Here is an 18,957-nt window from a genome sequence, read left to right as displayed (position 1 = left end):
TTAATGCGAGTTATATGTAAATGGATATACCAGAATTGCTGTATTCAATCGCGCTGGTTTTTTGCTTCAATCCATTGCGCCATATATTGCGTACTCTTGTGGAGATGATGTCGTAAAATGCTGCCGGTAAAATTATTGTTTCTACGGGTTTGTAAGTGCTGCCGGCAGAACTGCAACTTTTCAACCAGCGCGGGGCCGTGTATCGCTTGCTGATAGCGTTCGGCGAGCAAGGCATCACCGGTCGCTTGGGCTGCTTGCCAGCGTGATTCGTCCCGATAAAGCTGGACGGCCGCGTCGGCCAGCGCCGATGCCGAGCTTTCGACCGCGCCAGGCCAGGCATGCGGGCCATGCATGGCCTCGGCACCGACAGGCGTGGTCACGCTTGGAGTGCCACAGAGCATGGCATCGATCAGCTTGCCTTTGATGCCCGCACCGAAGCGCAAGGGCGCCAGACAAATGCGCGCCTCGGACATCACCTGCAAGGCATCTTCCGCCCAGTTCATCACGTGAAACCCTTGAGCGGCATTGTGCAGGGCTGTGGCTTTCGGCGGTGTATAAGCGCCATAAACGTGCAACCGGGCGTCGGGAAGTCGCTGACGGATCAACGGCCAGAGTGTGGTTTTCATCCAGAGTACGGCGTCCCAGTTCGGCGCGTGGCGGAAGTTGCCGATGCTGAGGAAATGCGCACGCTGGGCAAATGCGCGGTGCGCCGTCGCCGGCGGATCAATCATCAGTGGGCACCAATGGAGCAAGTCGCGTGGCAAGCCGAATTGCTCGACCAGCAGTTCGATTTCGACTTCAGAAATCATCAGGTTCAAGTCGCAGCGATACAGTGCGGCGATTTCGCGCTTGGCCATATCGGTGTCGGCCATCCGTTCAAACTCTTCGCGCAGGGCAGGACGGAACAACTCACTGAAGTCATCCTGATCAGTGTTGGCTTTCAATCGTTCTTTGAGCCGTTGATGTCGCGCATGTCGCAGACTTTGCAGATCGGAGGTTTCCAGTACGCGTAACGCGTTCGGGCAGTGCTTTTCCACGCGCCAGCCGAACTGTTCTTCCATCATGAATTGGTCGAACAGCACGATGTCCGGTGCAAGTTCTGTGATGAACGCGTCGAAACTGCTGTTGTTCAACTCGATGGCGACTTCGCGGATGCCCAGCGAGGCGAGATCGGCCTTGTGTTCACCGGGCCCGGCCGGACTGCTGAAGGTAATGTCCCAGCCTTGCCGCTGGAACGTTTCGAGTATTTGCATGACATGCCCACTGGCCGCCGAAGAGCGGGGTTCGGGCCAGACATAACCGATAACCAGAACTTTGGTGGCGCAGGGGCGAGTCATGTTTGGATCCTTGAGTACTGGCGAAAAAAGGCGCAATTAAACCACAGTGAAGGTGGCCGGATGCGCCTTGATTCAGGCTAGTGGATCATGGGAGCGGGCGAGGCGTTTTCGAGAGACCGAGCAGCACCGGGCCATCAATGAAACCCAGCGTTGTGGTGTTTTTCACACCCTGTTCAATGGATTGCAAATTAGCGGCGAACCGGTCAGGAAGGGTCTTGCGTTGGTCAAGCAATGCGACGGCCAATAAATAGGATTCCGCATTCGCCAGCGCGGGGTAGTCCTGGACAACCTGTGGAAAGCTGCTCTTGGCTTTTTCGAACAACTCAAAGTGAGGCCGGTGGAAACTTGTGTGAGGATTGAACAGGTTGTTGGGGTGGGCTTTGTGCGGGTTCCGCGCAAAGTCGAGCAATGCGGCAGCATCAAATTCGCCTTTTAACGAGTCCGTGAAGTTGACTGCATAATACATATCAAAGGTATTGGGGCCGCCGTGTGACATCTCATGCACCAACACGTCACCGATAGCGGCATCGTCATATCTGTTTAGCTTGTAGTGGTCGTCCAGATTAGTTGGAAACACGCTTAGAAAGCGTGTCGCCGACTTGTCGTATTTAACCCCGCCCGCGAGTCCTTCCTTCCAACGCATATAGGCCGGCGGTGACAGAGCCGCAACGGCGCTATCCGTCGCCGGGCGAAACTCAATATTAGACAATTTCAACGAATCAAGGTCTGAGCGCATGACACGCATGTTATCGACCAGATTCTCCGCGGCGGCGGCGGAGTCAGTGCCGAATACGTGTTTCAAAACGGCACGTACTTCTTCGTCAGGTGCATTCGACAGTGTGCTGATCGCGTTATCCAACTTGCTTTTGGCGTGTGGAATCGCCTTGGTCAAATATCCTCGCGTGTAGCTGTGCGGCTTGCTAAGCCCCAATAGCTGTCTCAAACGTGAAAAGTCACCCAGGCCCTGGATTTTCAGGCGCGGCCCCCACGCACCACCGGTTTTGATATTCAGCGCGTGCCATTCCTTGTTACGCGGGAGCACTGCAAGATCAATTGCATCGCCCAGATCATCGGCATGACGCCACGCAGCCACGCGCACATCGCTCAGACTGCCGGCCTTGATCAACGGATGAATATCGGTGCCGATGGCGAGTTTCTTCAACTGGCCGGTTGCCGTGCTGATAGCGTTCAGGGAGTGCTTGCCCACGTAAACGATGCCGCGCTTGGCATAACGAAAGCCTCCCTGTGCCAACGCCGGGAGCCCGTCGAGGGGGTTGAAAACAGACACGGCAGCACGGGCGACAGTGCTGGCGATCTTCAATATTTTCGCTGTGGTCGAACCGGTTTTGGCGATGATGCTCGCCACCGACGCCCCCACGCCGATCATCAATCCGATGATGGAAAGTCCGTCGAGCACACATCCACCAATGCCTTCAGCGACCCGGTCCGTCCGCCCCGAGCGGATATCCTCGATACATTGCTTGAAGGGGACGACGATGTTGATCAGCAGGGTTTCTACCTTCTCTTTTGTGGTGCGCCACTCCTCAAGTTCAGTCGGGACATTCAGCGAGCCATATATTTCCTCCCGGCTGGCCACCGGATGATGGGTCAGCAGCAACTCAGCGATATCGTTGACTTGGGGGGAAAAGAATAAAGGCACGGGCTGCACGCTGGCAGTTTCAAGTCTCAAGTGCCAAAGTTTTTCAACGACTATATTGGAAGTGATGCCGTTTCGTGCTTCGCTTCCTTCGTTGTACGCAGCATAATCCAGTGGCCAGTTGCGGGCCTTGTTCTTGGGTTGGAAATCGAATTTGCTGCCGGTAAAGGAAAGCTTCGGGTTGTCATTGATGATACCCGTACTGTTTAGCAGCGCAGCCAGTTCCGGGCGCTCGCGAAACAGGCCGCGCAGTGTGAAAAATTCATAGGCCCGCAACGAAGTGCGATTTTCGCAGCAGACAATAATACCGTGGCGGCTTATCGCTTCGTCACGGGCGTTCTGTGTTTCCTGATTAGGATTGAGGGGGTTGACTTCTTTTCGCACGGTATAAAACGACAGCTTGCCGTTGGTCAATGCGTAGCGGTCGCGTTCAGGCAGGCTCGTGATAGCCATTTTGATAATAGAAGACAGAGCTGTTCGTACACTGTCGTAGTAATTATCGACAGCTTGCTTGAACACGTCATTGGCGGGTTTTAGTTGTGATAGCTTCTCAAACGCTTGGGCTGGCGGACGGAAGTCGCTCAGGGCCTCGAATCGCTGCGTGAACTTACCGTTTTCGATCAAGTCGCCGGAAAGATAGAGATCCAGGATCGAGAAGCGCATGCGTAATAAAAGGTTAATCGCATCTTGATTATTGTCGGTCTTGCTTAACTGGTAATCATGATACAAGGCCCAATGGCCAAGCGGATTTGAATGGCCTAGGAGTGCCAGCCAGCCATTCTCGCTTAAACCTTCGACAAATTTCAGTTTATAAGCTTTCTTTTCCAGATAATCGCCGGCAGGCATTACCTTTTGCAGTTCCTCAAGTCCGACTTTCCTTCGGCTGGGGGGCGGCGTCGACAAGCCGGTTTCGGATTGCGCTAAGGCTTCCATGTATCGCTTGAAGCAAGCCGTGGCCGTCACCACTTGGGCCTGGTCGTAATCCTTTGCTGCACGGTGGGGTATAACGCTGTTGAGAACTGCCCAGTTGATCACCGGCATAACGCCCGCTTGCTGATGCAGTTGAATTTGCTCGGGTGACACCGGCGCCAGCTCGGAAAACGCCATGATTTGCGCGTATTTCATCAGTCGCGATGAGCCGGGCGAAGCCTGTTCGATCAAGGCCACTGCCCGGGAAAGAGCCATCCAGCCAGGCTTTCCCAAGGTTAGCCCGGGAGGCACGTCTCGTATCAGTAGCTCAGGCGCTGCTCCGGCCAGCAGAAGGTGCGCCGCCAATGCCGCACTGTCCGGATCGGCCATGCCGGCAGCAACCAGATGATCCTCAAAGTTCTCGCGCACCTGGGTCGCATGTAACGGTGCATTGGCAGGTTGGTACGGATCGAAGCCGGCCAGACTCGATTTGGCTTGCATGTCGATGACCAGCGCAGCCACAACCATCTCTTTAAGTTGACGTGAGCGTACTTGTTCGTCCACCTCCAGTTGCCAGTTGAGGCGCTCGTGCAGCGTCTGCCCCAGGTTGCTGGCGACTTTGCCGCTCAAGAATGTTTTCAGGAATCTGTCGGCGTGTTCGCGTTTATCGACAACCGCAATAGCATTGAAATTGGCGAAGACCAGCTTTTGCAAGAGGCGTGTCTTGCCCTGTGTGACCTCCTCAATGACGCCTGTAATTACCTCGCGATCAGCGGTCGACAAATGAAACGGCGAATCCTCTGGGGCGTTCAGTAGTTCATGGTAATCGCCGGCATCAGGCGCGGCGGGGATCTCGGACTGCAAGTAGCTGATCAGCTCGTTTAACTCGTCGAGTGATTCAGGTGCAGTCAAACCTTCGAACGCCAGCCATTGTGCGAGTTGAATGACCTCGCCGGTATAGACATAACCGCCGGTTATTTTTGCGAACGCAGCAAGCGTTTCAAGTTCGCTGTTCGCTGCACCGGGTACGTCGCGTCGACCGGTGATTTCGAGTGCAAACAGTACGCCGCTGCCATCGACGCCAAATCGGGCATCGAGGGTGAGGTCGTACTGCTTTGGGAGGTATGAAAACTCTTCCTTCGCGATCATTTTTTGCAACAGGTTGCGTGCCGGGTCGTACACTTCGTCAAAGGTGCTGTCAGGCACGCGCGGAATGAAAATGCTGCCGAACCTGGATTTGCCATGCAGGTGCGAAAACCAGCCGGTAGTGGACCAGAAGTCCTCATCGTGAGTCATTTTGGAGCAGGTAATTAAAGCTTCAATGACTTTGGCTTTTTCATTTTTATCGAAGTTGGAGCGATCAATAATGCGGGGTTTATCTGTAAAAATCAGGCGCATGCCGTTCTTCCTGAGTTGGATTGGTTTCAACTTTTGTTGGTTATGGCGTCACGATAGAGTGACGCCTTAATTAGCAAGTTGACTCAGGATAAGCAGGCGCGGTTAGTGATTGAAAGCGTTTAAGCATTGCAAAGAGTGCTTGAATATAACAAGGTGCTTCGACGTCATTTAACTTTTCAAGATGCCGTTTACTTTATCGCGTAGTTGATCAATCGAAAACGGCTTGCCGATCATGTACATGTCTTTCGGGACATCAATCGATTCGGCATAGCCACTGGCGAACAGTACAGGCAGTTCCGGGCGTGACTTTCGTGCTTCGGTGGCAAGTTCACGACCGTCCATGCCGGGTAGCCCCACATCCGTCATCATCAGATCGATGCGGGTGTCCAGATTCTTGAGGATTACCTGCGCCTCAGCGCTACCATCAGCCTCTACAACCGTGTATTCCAACTCCTCAAGCACATCGACAATGAGCATGCGCACGATGTCGTCGTCTTCTACGACGAGGATGGTGGCAGGGGTGGCAGGGTTGGCAGACATGACAGGACTCTCGGAAGAAGGAAATCGGGGGGATACCGGTTGATCAAAATCACCGGACTCTTGCATGAGTAAATGGCGCATAGCCACAAGTTCCCGTTCTGATACAAAAAAAGAGCGGGGCCGTGCGCGACGACAAGGATAACTGCTGCTGCCACCACAAAGGGCAGGCGTGTAGGAAAATGCCATCAATATTGTCAGAAAAATGGATCCAGCCCGTGGTTTTGGGGCAAACTCTCGGGTTTTCAACAGTTCGACAAGGCTGCCCCATGTCCTCTCCGTCTTCGGTTGATGAACAACGGTTTCGTAAACTTCTGAGTCGCAACATCAGCCTGCCGCTGGGTGTTGGCGCGATCAGTGCGGTGTTCTTCGTGTCGCTGATTACCTATCTGCTGTCGGTGATCCAGTGGGTCGAGCACACCGACCGGGTCATCAATAACGCCAACGAGGCGGTCAAGTTGACCGTCGACCTCGAAACCGGGATGCGCGGTTACCTGCTCAGTGGCGATGAGCATTTTCTCGATCCCTACGAAACGGCCAAGCCGCGTATTGCCGTCGCGCTCAACACGCTGCTCGAATTGACGGCGGACAATCCGATTCAGACCGATCGCCTGCGTCGTCTTCAGGCATTGCAGGTCGAGTGGGCCAACTACGCGCAGTCGATGATTGATTTGCAGCGCAGCAGCGGCGATTACCGCGGCGCGGTGAAAGCGGGGCGGGGCAAGCGCCTGACGGATGAGATTCGTAAACAGTTTGAAGACGTGATCGAAACCGAGCAGGTCCTGCGCGCCACGCGCAACGAGGATGTACGCCGCACGACGGTCTGGAGTATCAGCCTGTACCTGCTGTTCATCGCCGGGATCAGCGGCTTGCTTGCCTATATAGGCCGCCGCGATCTGGTCAACCTGTCCCAGAGTTACTCCGCCACCCTGTCGGCACAGGAGGCCAGCGCCCAACGCCTGGAGCGCCAGGCTTGGCTGCGCAATGGGCAAACGCAGTTGGCCGAGCAGGTGTTGGGGCAACTCACGCTGAATCTGCTGGGCCGCAATATTCTGCAATTTTGCGCGCAATACCTGGGAAGCGCCGTCGCGGCGCTGTATGTGCGTGAAGAACACGGTGGCCTTAAGCGCGTCGCCACTTATGGCTTTTCCCGTGAGCAGGAAGACCAGGAACAGGTTATCTACAGTGGCGAAGGTATCGCCGGGCAAGTCGCCCAGCAGGCGCGGCTGATTCGTCTTGACTCAGTGCCGGCCGATTACTTCAAGGTCAGCTCAGGCCTTGGCGAAGGTCTGCCGCACAGCGTGCTGGTGGTGCCGACCAGCGACGACGATCGGGTCAACGGTGTGATTGAACTGGGCTTTCTGCGCCCATTGACCGATCGCGACATCGACCTGCTGGAACTGATCGCCGGCAACATCGGTACGTCGATCGAAGCGGCACGTTACCGCCAGCGATTGCAGGAAGTGCTCGCTGAAACCCAGCAACTCAACGAAGAGCTGCAAGTGCAGCAGGAAGAGCTGAAAACCGCCAACGAAGAGCTGGAAGAACAGTCGCGCATCCTCAAGGAGTCCCAGGCGCACCTGGAAACCCAGCAGGTCGAACTGGAACAGACCAACGAGCAGCTTGCCGAGCAGGCGCAGACCCTGGCCGAGCAACGCGATGCCATGGACTTGAAGAACAACTTGCTCAACCAGGCCCAGGTGCAGCTCGAAGAGCGCGCCGAAGAGTTGCAGCGTTCGAGCAAGTACAAGTCCGAATTCCTCGCCAACATGTCCCACGAACTGCGCACGCCGCTGAACAGTTCGCTGATTCTGGCCAAGTTGCTGGCGGAAAATCCGCACGAAAACCTCACCACCGAACAGGTCAAGTTTGCCGAGTCCATCTACTCTGCGGGCAATGATCTGCTCAACCTGATCAACGACATTCTGGATATTTCCAAGGTTGAAGCCGGCAAGCTCGAAGTGGTTCCGGAGAACACCAGCGTCGCCCGGCTGGCCGACAGCCTGCGCAGCCTGTTCGAACCGGTGGCCGCCGACAAGCACCTGACGTTCAGTGTGGATTTGCTCCCGGGCGCGCCGTCGGTGCTGTTTACCGATCGCCAGCGTCTGGAGCAGGTGATCAAGAACCTGCTGTCCAATGCCGTGAAGTTCACCGAACAAGGCGCCGTCAGCCTGACCATCAGCGGTCAGCCGAACGACAGCATTGCCTTCGTTGTGCAGGATTCGGGGATTGGCATTGCGGCCGATCAGCAGGAAAGCATTTTCGAAGCGTTCCGCCAGGCCGACGGCACCACCAATCGCAAGTACGGCGGCACCGGACTGGGGCTGTCGATTTCCCGCGATCTGGCGACCTTGCTCGGTGGTTCGATCAGCGTCTCCAGTACACCGGGGCAGGGCAGCGTCTTCACGCTGGTATTGCCGCAACACTACAGCGAGTCCAACCAGGTCGCATCGCTGCCCTCGACGTTTACCCCGCCGGCCCCGAGCGCGGCCGTCGCACCTGCGCCCACGCCCGTGGTTTCGCCGCTGGCGCCAGTACACATTCCGCGCTTCGCCGACGACCGAGACAAGGCACCGTTTGCCACGCGGTGCATTCTGGTGGTGGAAGACGAGCCGAACTTTGCACACATCCTCTACGATCTGGCGCATGAACTCGGTTATCACTGCCTGGTAGCCCATGGCGCCGATGAGGGCTACGACCTGGCCCGTGAGTTCGTCCCGGACGCGATCCTGCTCGATATGCGCCTGCCGGATCACTCTGGTCTCACGGTGTTGCAACGCCTGAAGGAGCACGCTGGAACCCGACACATTCCGGTGCACGTAATCTCGGTCGAGGACCGGGTTGAGGCAGCGATGCACATGGGCGCGATCGGTTACGCCGTCAAACCCACCACCCGCGAGGAGCTAAAGGATGTATTCGCCCGCCTTGAAGCCAAGCTGACCCAGAAGGTCAAGCGCGTGCTGCTGGTCGAGGACGATGATTTGCAGCGCGAGAGCATTGCCCGGCTGATTGGCGATGAGGACATCGAAATCACCGCTGTAGGCCTCGCCCAGGATGCGCTGGAGCTGTTGCGCACCACGATCTACGACTGCATGGTGATCGACCTGAAGCTGCCGGACATGCTCGGCAACGACTTGCTCAAGCGCATGTCCACCGAAGACATCTGTTCATTCCCGCCGGTCATCGTCTACACCGGCCGCAACCTGACCCGCGATGAAGAGGCCGAACTGCGCAAGTATTCGCGTTCGATCATCATCAAGGGGGCGCGTTCGCCAGAGCGACTGCTGGACGAGGTCACACTCTTTCTGCACAAAGTCGAATCGCAGTTGTCCCATGAACGGCAGAAGATGCTCAAGACCGCACGCAGCCGCGACAAGGTCTTCGAGGGTCGCAAGGTGCTGCTGGTGGATGACGATGTCCGCAATATTTTCGCCCTGACCAGTGCACTGGAGCACAAGGGCGCCGTGGTGGTGATCGGCCGTAACGGCCGCGAAGCCATTGAGAGACTCAACGAAGTCGAAGACATCGATCTGGTGTTGATGGACGTGATGATGCCGGAAATGGATGGGTTCGAAGCCACTGTCGAGATCCGCAAGGATCCGCGCTGGCGCAAGCTGCCGATCATTGCGGTGACGGCCAAGGCCATGAAAGACGACCAGGAACGCTGCCTGCAGGCCGGCGCAAATGACTATCTGGCCAAACCGATTGACCTCGATCGCCTGTTCTCGCTGATTCGCGTGTGGTTACCGAAGATGGAACGCATCTAGTGGAACGAAGTGAACGAAACAGCGAAATTGAATTGCGCTTGCTGATCGAGGCGATCTATCTCAAGTACAGCTACGATTTTCGCGATTACTCCGGCGCATCGATCAAGCGCCGGGTGCTGCATGCGTTGAACCAGTTCGAGTGCGCGACGATTTCAGCGTTGCAGGAGAAAGTCCTGCACGATCCGACGGCATTCATGCAGCTGCTGCAATTGCTGACGATCCCGGTCAGCGAGATGTTTCGCGATCCGTCGCACTTTCTCGCGATTCGCCAGGAAGTGGTGCCGTTGCTGCGCACCTATCCGTCGCTGAAGATCTGGATTGCCGGATGCAGCACGGGCGAGGAGGTGTACTCGATGGCGATCCTGTTGCGCGAAGAAGGCCTGCTTGACCGCACGATCATCTACGCCACCGACATCAACCCGCGCTCGCTGGATAAAGCCAAGCAAGGGATTTTCTCGATGGAGAACGTGCGCGCCTACACCGCCAATTACCAGCAGGCCGGCGGCCAGTGTTCGTTCGCCGACTATTACACGGCGGCGTACGGTTACGCGATTTTCGACAAGAGTCTGTGCGAGAACGTGACCTTCGCCGACCACAGCCTGGCCACCGACAGTGTGTTCTCCGAAACCCAGTTGATCTCTTGCCGTAACGTGTTGATCTATTTCAACAAGAAGCTTCAGGACCGGGCGTTCGGGCTGTTCCATGAATCGCTCTCGCACCGTGGCTTTCTGGTGCTGGGCAGCAAGGAAACCCTGGATTTTTCCAGCTACGCCAACCAGTTCGAGCCGCTGGTGAAACAAGAACGGATTTACCGCAAATCATGAACGGCACCCCAAGCCTGCCTCGAATCGAGGCTGTTGTGATCGGCGCGTCGGCCGGCGGCGTTGAAGCGCTGCTGACGCTGCTTGGCCCGCTGCGCCAAGGGTTTGTGCTGCCGATCATTATCGTCCTGCACCTGCCTGAAGAACGCCGCAGTCATTTGGCCGAAGTGTTTGCCCGGCGTGTGGCGCTGCCTGTGGAAGAAGCCCGCGACAAGCAAGACATCCTCCCCGGCACCGTCTATTTCGCCACGCCGGGTTATCACCTGTCGGTGGAGCAGGACCGCAGTCTGTCGTTGAGCCTGGAAGAGCGTTTGCATCATTCCCGGCCATCAATCGATTTTCTGTTCGAGTCCGCCGCCGACACGTACGGCCCGGCGCTGGCCGCCGTGCTGCTGACCGGGGCCAACCACGACGGCGCACGTGGCCTGGCCGTCGTCAAACAGCGGGGCGGACTGACCATTGTCCAGGACCCCACAGAAGCACAAGTCGCCACCATGCCCCAGGCTGCGCTGAATGTTCACCAGCCGGATCATGTCCTAACCATTCACGGCATCGGCCGTCTGCTTGTCGAGCTGGAACGAATCGCATGCTGAGTAATATCCAAGCCAAATTGCTGATCGTCGACGATCTGCCGGAAAACCTGCTGGCCCTTGAAGCGTTGATCAAGCGTGAAGACCGCACCGTCTACAAGGCGCTGTCGGCAGATGAAGCGTTGTCGCTGCTGCTGCAACACGAATTCGCCATGGCCATCCTCGACGTACAAATGCCCGGCATGAACGGCTTTGAACTCGCAGAGTTGATGCGCGGTACCGAGAAAACCAAGAACATCCCGATCATCTTCGTCAGCGCCGCCGGCCGTGAACTGAACTATGCGTTCAAGGGCTACGAAAGCGGTGCGGTGGATTTCCTGCACAAGCCGCTGGATATCCATGCGGTGAAGAGCAAGGTCAACGTCTTTGTCGATTTGTATCGCCAGAGCAAGGCGATGAAGCAGCAGGTCGAAGCACTGGAGCAGGCGCGCCGCGAGCAGGAAGCCTTGCTCCAGCAATTGCAGAGTACCCAGCTTGAGCTGGAGCAGGCCGTGCGTATGCGCGATGACTTCATGTCAATCGTCGCCCACGAAGTGCGCACGCCACTCAACGGGCTGATACTGGAAACCCAACTGCGCAAGATGCACCTGGCGCGGGACAACGCCTCGGCGTTCACGCTCGACAAGATGCACGCGATGGTCGACCGCGATGAACGGCAGATCAAAAGCCTGATCCGGCTGATCGAAGACATGCTCGACGTGTCGCGCATTCGCACCGGCAAGCTGTCGATCCGGCCGAGCCATTTCGATCTGGTGCAGTTGGTGAGCAATCTGCTGCAAAACTTTGCGCAACAGATCGAGGCGGCGGAAACCGAAGTGTCTTTCACCGCAGCGGAGCCGGTGGAGGGGCACTGGGATGAATTCCGGATCGAGCAGGTGGTGTCCAATCTGCTGACCAACGCCTTGCGTTACGGTGGTCGCAGTCCGATTCAGGTACGCGTTTACCGCGTCGATGATGAGGCGCGCATTGAGGTGCAGGACCACGGTATCGGCATCAGTGCCGAGAACCAGAAGCGTATTTTTCAACAGTTCGAACGGGTCTCCGCCAAGACGGTAGTGGCCGGGCTCGGACTGGGTCTGTTCATCTCCGAGCAGATCGTCGCCGCCCATGGCGGCTCCATCGTCGTCGAGAGTGAAATCAACGAAGGCGCCCTGTTTCGCGTTTGTCTGCCCATCCAGGAAAGCGGCACATCCGACGCAACCTCTGAGTGACCACACGGTCGTATCAGCAGCTATTGACCGAACAAAGGCTTCCCATGAGCGTAGATGCGCAAGATGTTGTACTCGTCGTCGAAGACGAACCGGTTATCTTGATGGTTCTGACCGATTACTTGTCAGGGCAGGGCTATCGCGTACTGCAAGCGGAAAACGGCGAGCAGGCATTCGAAATCCTCGCCAGCAAACCGCACCTGGACATGTTGATCACTGACTACCGTTTGCCGGGCGGCATTTCCGGCGTGCAGATCGCCGAACCTGCCGTGAAGTTGCGACCTGACCTCAAGGTGATTTTCATCAGCGGCTATCCGCAGGAAATCCGCGAGACCGGCAGCCCGATTACCAGCAAGGCGCCGATCCTCGAAAAACCATTTGATCTCGACGTGTTGCAGGAAAAGATCCAGGAATTGCTGGCCTGAAAACGCGGCAAATGGCGCGATACCTGTAATTTCTGACAGTTGACACAAGCGGCTTCAGAGCTAATAAAGACCTCGTAACCACCGCGAGGTCACTGTTCATGCATCGTCACACGCCAATGCTTGCCGTCATTGAACCTCGTGGTGCCGCGGTACGCGAGGTCTCGTACTTTCGGCGATCGGGCCTGGACGAGCTTCAAACCTATGTCTGGCAAACGGTTCATGACCTTCCGCGCCGCGCGAGTCACACGCGTGATCCGCGGCTGTTTTTGCGCTTTCAAAACGACGATACCTCTCCCGCCAACCAGACCAGCATCACCACTCTGTCCGGAGCATCCTTGCTATCGGTCAACGTGGATGCCGGTTGGCGTTTGACGTTGACGGGAGCGTCTGGCCAGCCTCTTGAAAGCTGGGATCAAAAGCTCAATCACCGCCGCGTGCAATACGATGCGTGGCTGCGCCCGACGTTCGTGTTCGACCGTTCGGCCGGCGAGTCCGAGCACCGAAGCGAATGCCTGTCTTACGCCGACGCCAGCCTCGAGTCTGCCCGGCATAATCGCTGCGGGCAGTTGGTCCGTCATGACGATGCGGCGGGTTCGGCGTACTTTACTGAGTTTGGCCTCAACGGTGCGCCTATCGAGCAATCTCGGCGATTCCTCAAAGAGCTGAATGAGCCGGACTGGCCTGAAGAGCCAAGTAAGCGCGACGCCCTGCTGGAAGATTGGAATGCCATCACTGGCATGGGCTATAACGCTTCAGGTGACCTGATCCGGCACGTTGATGCGCAGGGCAATCAACAATTGTTGCGACAGACCGTGGCCGGGGAATTGGCCCGGGCGTGTCTGAAACCGGTCGGCGCCAACGGATACACCACGTTAGTGGCTGATATCCGCTACAACGCGTCTGGTCAAATAGAACAGCAAACTGCCGGTAACGGGGTCGTCACTCGCAGCGTTTTCGACTCGCAGAATGGACGGCTCAATAGCCTGGCCGCGCAAGCGGCCAACGAGCCGGTGCTGCAGGATCTCGCGTATGACTATGATCCGGTGGGCAAGTTGCTAAGCATCACCGACAGCGCTCAGTCGATCCACTATTTCCGCAATCAACGAGTCGCGCCTCTCACCGCCTATGGGTACGACACGCTTGGGCAATTGATCAAAGCCTCTGGTCGGCAACGAATCCGGGCCCTGAGCGGGCCGCAGCTGCCCGAGTTCATCTCACCGGCGGATCCGCTGCAACTGGAAAATTATCAGCAGACATTCGACTACGACAGCGCTGGCAACCTGTGTACGCTGCAGCACACCGCCGACAGTGGTTCGCGCTGCGAACGCACGGCTGTCGCGCTGACAAGCAATCGCAGTTTGCCGTACACCGTCGCAAGTGAGCGACCGGATGAGGAAGAAATCGCCAGGCGTTACGACGCCAACGGCAACCTCAACCTGCTGCAAACAGGCCAGAATCTTCTTTGGGACAAGCGCAACCAGTTGCGCCAGGTCCATCAAGTGATTCGTAAAAACGGTCCCAACGATAGCGAGTGCTATTTTTATGACTGCACGGGTCAACGTCTGCGTAAAATCCGCACGGCACATACCCCTCAACTGACCCGCACCCATGAAACCCGCTATTTGCCGGGCCTGGAAATCCGCACTACACCTGAAGAAACCCTGCACATCATCACTGTTCAGGCTGGCCGCTGCACTGTGCAGGTCCTGCACTGGGAAAGAGGGCGGCCCTCGCGTATCGCCGACAATCAACATCGCTACATCCTCACCGATCATCTGGGTTCCAGCAGCCTGGAGCTGGATTTCGAGGCGCACCTGATCAGTCAGGAAAGTTACTATGCCTATGGCGCCACAGCTTGGTGGGCCGGGCGTGACGAGGTCGAGGCCAGTTACCGGACGGTGCGCTATTCAAGGCAAGAGCGCGACGCCACCGGTCTTTATTATTACGGGTTTCGTTACTACATGCCGTGGCGACAGCGATGGCTGAGTGCCGACCCAGGGGGCACCCACGATGGGCTGAATCTGTACGCGATGGTCGGTGGCAACCCGGTCGGGTATGTCGATTTGCAGGGCTTGTCGCGATGGGAGACGGCAAAGGCGATGATATGGGCCGGTGGCTTTGACTTTGCAGCAAAAGTGCCTGCGGCGGCTATCGGCTATCTCATAAAGGCTGCGAATCCGGCGAGTTGGGTGTTGGCAGTTGCAGGCGGGGCTTCGGCAGCGATCAATGGGGCGATCACGGGAGCAGCATGGGTCGCTCATAATCAGAATGAAGATATCGGTCGTTTACGGCGATATGCAGAGCGTTCCGCGGGAGCCTTGGGAGGCGCAGTATTAACGGCTGCTCCTGTGGCGGTTGAGCATTTTTTCACCCCGGGATTGAATCTTGCGGCAATCGATCAGATCACGTCATTAGGGGATAACTTCGGGTTTGAATTTTTTTCCCAATTCGAAGCAAGCCGGCCGAACAATGATTGGACGGGGACGCCTCCAAGAGCCGGTATTAACGCTGAGATCGGCGCTACGGTGCTGACTAAAGGGGTTTCCAAATTAATTGATTACAACCTGTTTGGTCCTGCGCAATCCCTTTCTGTAAGCCTTGCCCAAGAGGTTTTGTACCCCGCAGCTACCAAAGGGGCGGTGGCCATGAGTATGAGTTTTTCCCGCAGTTATTTCCCGGAGGAGGCGCCATACCAGGAAAGTCGAGATCTCTCGCAGTTTTCAGTTGTAAAACAGCTCAGCAATGTGGCCGGCCGAGATTCTTTTAGCGCGGTCCCTCGACTGGCGGCGCAAGGGCTGCAGCTTGAGGGCGTGAGCGCCGTAATCAGCGACGGCGTACGAGAAACCGTGAATTACGCTGTAAACTCCGGGTTTCAGATAATGCGAAATGCTTATAAACGCGACATAAAGTCCGGCCTGCAGAAAATGGTGAAAACGAATCGCCCACCGCTTGCTGACACAAAGGTTCAAAACTATGGGGCCGTTTGAGATTACCTGGCGCTTCTTTAGATCGTTTACCAGGCTGCGCAGCAAAGGCGGTTAACTTCAAATCAGCGCGAAGCAACTGCCCTGTTGATATAAATGGCGTGACCTGCTGTTGATGGGAGCTGATCATCAGATCATCCCCGGATCATCTCCCGCACCTTGGCGGTCAGCAGGTCGAATGTGAACGGCTTGGTGATCATCTGCATCCCTGAGTCGAGGAATCCGCCGCGCACCGCCGCGTGTTCGGCGTATCCGGTAATGAACAATACCTTCAGGCCTGGTCGATACTGGCGGCCAACCTCCGCCAGTTGCCGGCCATTCATGCCCGGCAGGCCGACATCGCTGATCAACAGGTCGATGCGCTGCGAAGAGTTCAGGATCGGCATGGCGCCGTCGGCATCACTGGCCTCGACGAAGGCATACCCCAACTCACTGAGTACAGCGCTGACCAGCACGCGTACGGCCGGATCGTCTTCGACGATGAGCACGGTTTCGCCATCCATGGCATAGGGAGCTTGCTGCGAATCCGACACAGGGAGTGCGATTTCCTCACCGCGAAAGCGCGGCAGGTACAGTTTGACGGTGGTGCCCTGGTCAATCTCGCTGTCGATCGACACATGGCCGCGTGATTGTTTGCTGAAGCCGTAAATCATCGACAGGCCCAGCCCGGTGCCCTGGCCGATGGGTTTGGTTGTAAAGAACGGGTCGAAGGCGCGGCTGACCACACTTTGCGGCATGCCGCTGCCATTGTCGGTAACGCTGAGCATGACGTAATCACCAGGCTCCAGATTGCTGTAGGCCTCGGTGAACTCCGGGTGCAGCACCTCATTGCTGGTCGCCACCACCAGTTTGCCGCCTTCGGGCATGGCATCGCGGGCGTTGATCACCAGGTTGAGCAGGGCGCTTTCCAGTTGATTGGGGTCGGCTTCGGCGACCCAGAGGTCGTCATCCAGGCGCATTTCCAGATGAATACTTTCGTTGAGACTGCGTTGCAGCAGTTCACCCATCGACAGCACCAGCGTGTTCATTTGCACGGCTTTGGGGTCGAGCGACTGGCGCCGGGAGAACGCCAGCAGGCGGTGGGTCAGGCCGGCGGCGCGGTTGGCTGAGGTCACGCCAAGGTCAATCAGGCTGTCGAGGTCTTCGGTACGTCCCCGGGCCAGACGCCGGCGCAACAGTTCCAGGCTGCCGATAATGCCCGTCAGCATGTTGTTGAAATCGTGTGCGATGCCGCCGGTGAGTTGGCCGACCGCTTCCATCTTCTGCGACTGGCGCAACGCTTCTTCGTTATGACGAAGTTGCGCGGTGCGTTCTTCGACCTGTTGTTCGAGGGTTTCCAGGGTCGATTGCAGGCGCCGTTCGCTTTCGCTCAGATCAATCAGGCGGTCGCGGGCTTCATATTGTCGTCGCCGTCCGCGCAGGGCTGCGGTGACCAGACTGACCAGTGTCGCCGGGTGGAAAGGGCGCTCGAGAAACGTCACGTTGCCGAGCAATTCGCTCAGGCCGGACGGCGGGCCTTGTTCCTGGCCGCCGTGATGGGTCAACAGCACGATGGGCAGGTCGGACCAGGCGGGCTGCTGATCGAGGTAGAGGATCAGCCCTTCCAGCTCTGGCCCGCGCAAGGCTTCCGCAGCGATCAACAGCAGCCCGGCGCCGAATTCCAGTTCGGCGCACAGGGCACCGAGACTCGCCGTGATCTGACCCTCGTAACGTGCTTCGTTGAGGATCTTCAGCGCGATCTGACTGTCCCGACCCAAGGGCGCCAGAATCAGGACCCGTTCGGCCAGCGGCGTGTTGACCGTCACAAGCTTTCATCCTCGAGCAATGGATTGCTCGCTCCCATGTAAGTCGGCACGCCACGCAGTACGCCCTGAAAAGACTCCAGCGGTTGCCCGATGGTCATGCCGCGCGCGGAAATCCGGTATTCACGAATGGTCGACTCATGGTTGCCGGTGCGTTTTTTGATGATCGAGATGGCCCGACGGACTTTGCCCAGGGCTTCGAAGTAACGCAACAGAATCACCGTGTCGGCCAGGTAAGTGATATCGACCGGCGCCTGCATGTCGCCGACGAGGCCATGCTGCGCAACGGTCATGAAGGTCGCCGCGCCTTTACGGTTCAGGTACAGCAGCAATTCGTGCATGTGCAGCACCAGCGCGTTTTCTTCCGGCATTGCCGCTTGATAGCCGTTGATGCTGTCGATGACCACGGTCTTGATGTCGCGCTCATCGACACACCGCCGAACGCGGTATGACAGCTCGCCTGGCGACAATTCGGCGGCGTCGACTTGTTCGATCAGCAAATTGCCGGTCGCCTGCAAGGCTTTGAGGTCGATGCCGATATGACGCATGCGTTCGAACAGCAGGCCCAGCTCTTCGTCGAAAATGAACAGCGCGGCCTTCTCGCCACGGGCCACGGCGGCGGCCGCGAAAATCATCGAGATCAGCGATTTGCCGGTACCGGCCGGACCCAGGATCAGGGTGCTTGAACCGGTTTCGATACCGCCACCGAGCAGCGCGTCGAGTTCCTTGATGCCGCTCGATAATTGCAGTCGCGCATAGTCGCCGCGATGCTCGGCAGCGACCAGGCGCGGAAACACGTGCACGCCATCGCCCATGATGGTGAAGTCGTGAAAGCCGCCACGGTATTTCTGCCCGCGATACTTGACCACGCGCACCCGGCGGCGCTCCGCGCCGTAGCTCGGCGTCAGCTCTTCAAGGCGAATCACGCCATGGGCCACGCTGTGCACGGTTTTATCGAGGGATTCGGTGGTCAGGTCATCAAGCAACAGGACGGTGGCGTCATAGCGCACGAAGTAGTGCTTGATTGCGAGGATTTGTCGGCGATAACGCAACGAGCTCTGCGCCAGCAGACGGATCTCCGAGAGGCTGTCGAGGACGACGCGCGTCGGTTTGAAGCGTTCGACCACCTCGAAAATCTGCCGGGTTGCCTCGCCCAGTTCAAGATCCGAGGAATACAGCAGGCTTTGCTGGTGCTCGGCGTTGAGCAGGCTTTCCGGCGGCGTCAGCTCGAATATTTCGATTTTTTCGTTCAGCTCCCAACCATGGGAGAGTGCGCCCTGGCGCAGTTCCTTCTCGGTTTCCGAGAGCGTGATGTACAGGCAGCGTTCACCTGCCAGCGCGCCGGCACGAAGGAAATGCAGGGCCACCGTGGTTTTACCCGTACCGGGTTCACCCTCGAGCAGGAACACGTGGCCACGAGACAGTCCACCGGCCAGAATGTCATCGAGACCTTCAACGCCGATGGCGGCTTTCGCACTGATCAACTCGTTTGATGTAGTCAAAAAACGCCCTCTTATGACTA

General features: G+C 57.4%; 11 protein-coding genes. 6 read left to right on the top strand and 5 right to left on the bottom strand.

Features of this window, described 5'->3' with window-relative positions; genetic code table 11:
* Positions 1 to 44: 44 nt before the first annotated feature.
* From HU743_RS04640 to HU743_RS04630, 3 genes are all read right to left on the bottom strand, one after another.
* Positions 45 to 1,337: a glycosyltransferase gene (locus tag HU743_RS04640; RefSeq protein ID WP_186647205.1), complete on the bottom strand. Its 1,293-nt coding sequence runs from the start codon at positions 1,335 to 1,337 to the stop codon at positions 45 to 47.
* An 85-nt stretch (positions 1,338 to 1,422) separates the two neighbouring features.
* A complete protein-coding gene (locus HU743_RS04635; RefSeq protein ID WP_186647203.1) occupies positions 1,423 to 5,301 on the bottom strand; it encodes a hypothetical protein in 3,879 nt (1,292 codons plus the stop codon).
* 168 nt (positions 5,302 to 5,469) lie between these two features.
* The gene (locus HU743_RS04630) at positions 5,470 to 5,841 is read right to left on the bottom strand and encodes a response regulator (RefSeq protein ID WP_186618996.1); all 372 of its coding nucleotides are present in this window, start codon (positions 5,839 to 5,841) and stop codon (positions 5,470 to 5,472) included.
* A gap of 266 nt (positions 5,842 to 6,107) precedes the next feature.
* Between HU743_RS04630 and HU743_RS04625 the strand changes: the two genes are divergently transcribed.
* The 6 genes from HU743_RS04625 (at position 6,108) to HU743_RS04600 (ending at position 15,636) form a co-directional block, all read left to right on the top strand.
* A complete protein-coding gene (locus HU743_RS04625) occupies positions 6,108 to 9,605 on the top strand; it encodes a response regulator (protein WP_186647201.1) in 3,498 nt (1,165 codons plus the stop codon).
* Positions 9,605 to 10,429 carry a protein-glutamate O-methyltransferase CheR gene (locus tag HU743_RS04620; RefSeq protein ID WP_186551427.1) on the top strand — a complete coding sequence of 275 codons (825 nt, stop codon included), beginning with the start codon at positions 9,605 to 9,607 and terminating at the stop codon, positions 10,427 to 10,429. The genes HU743_RS04625 and HU743_RS04620 overlap by 1 nt, the downstream gene beginning before the upstream one ends.
* On the top strand, positions 10,426 to 11,019 hold the full coding sequence (locus HU743_RS04615) for a chemotaxis protein CheB (RefSeq protein ID WP_186618994.1): 594 nt from the start codon (positions 10,426 to 10,428) through the stop codon (positions 11,017 to 11,019). Before HU743_RS04620 ends, HU743_RS04615 begins: the two co-directional genes overlap by 4 nt.
* Positions 11,013 to 12,227, top strand: a complete 1,215-nt coding sequence (locus HU743_RS04610; protein WP_186647199.1) for a hybrid sensor histidine kinase/response regulator — start codon at positions 11,013 to 11,015, stop codon at positions 12,225 to 12,227. Before HU743_RS04615 ends, HU743_RS04610 begins: the two co-directional genes overlap by 7 nt.
* A gap of 44 nt (positions 12,228 to 12,271) precedes the next feature.
* Positions 12,272 to 12,649 carry a response regulator gene (locus HU743_RS04605; RefSeq protein ID WP_186618993.1) on the top strand — a complete coding sequence of 126 codons (378 nt, stop codon included), beginning with the start codon at positions 12,272 to 12,274 and terminating at the stop codon, positions 12,647 to 12,649.
* A gap of 98 nt (positions 12,650 to 12,747) precedes the next feature.
* Positions 12,748 to 15,636, top strand: a complete 2,889-nt coding sequence (locus HU743_RS04600) for an RHS repeat protein (protein ID WP_186647197.1) — start codon at positions 12,748 to 12,750, stop codon at positions 15,634 to 15,636.
* Positions 15,637 to 15,767: 131 nt separating this feature from the next.
* On the opposite strand, the gene HU743_RS04595 is transcribed toward HU743_RS04600, so the two are convergent.
* Together HU743_RS04595 and HU743_RS04590 are read right to left on the bottom strand one after the other, a co-directional pair.
* Complete coding sequence (locus HU743_RS04595; protein WP_186647195.1) at positions 15,768 to 17,438, bottom strand: ATP-binding protein; 1,671 nt, start codon at positions 17,436 to 17,438, stop codon at positions 15,768 to 15,770.
* A complete protein-coding gene (locus HU743_RS04590; RefSeq protein ID WP_186551433.1) occupies positions 17,435 to 18,937 on the bottom strand; it encodes an ATPase domain-containing protein in 1,503 nt (500 codons plus the stop codon). The genes HU743_RS04595 and HU743_RS04590 overlap by 4 nt, the downstream gene beginning before the upstream one ends.
* Positions 18,938 to 18,957 lie beyond the last annotated feature (20 nt).

It is taken from the genome of Pseudomonas sp. SWRI99, assembly GCF_014270125.1.
Classification (GTDB): domain Bacteria; phylum Pseudomonadota; class Gammaproteobacteria; order Pseudomonadales; family Pseudomonadaceae; genus Aquipseudomonas; species Aquipseudomonas hamedanensis.
This window is presented reverse-complemented; position numbering and strand designations above follow the sequence as displayed.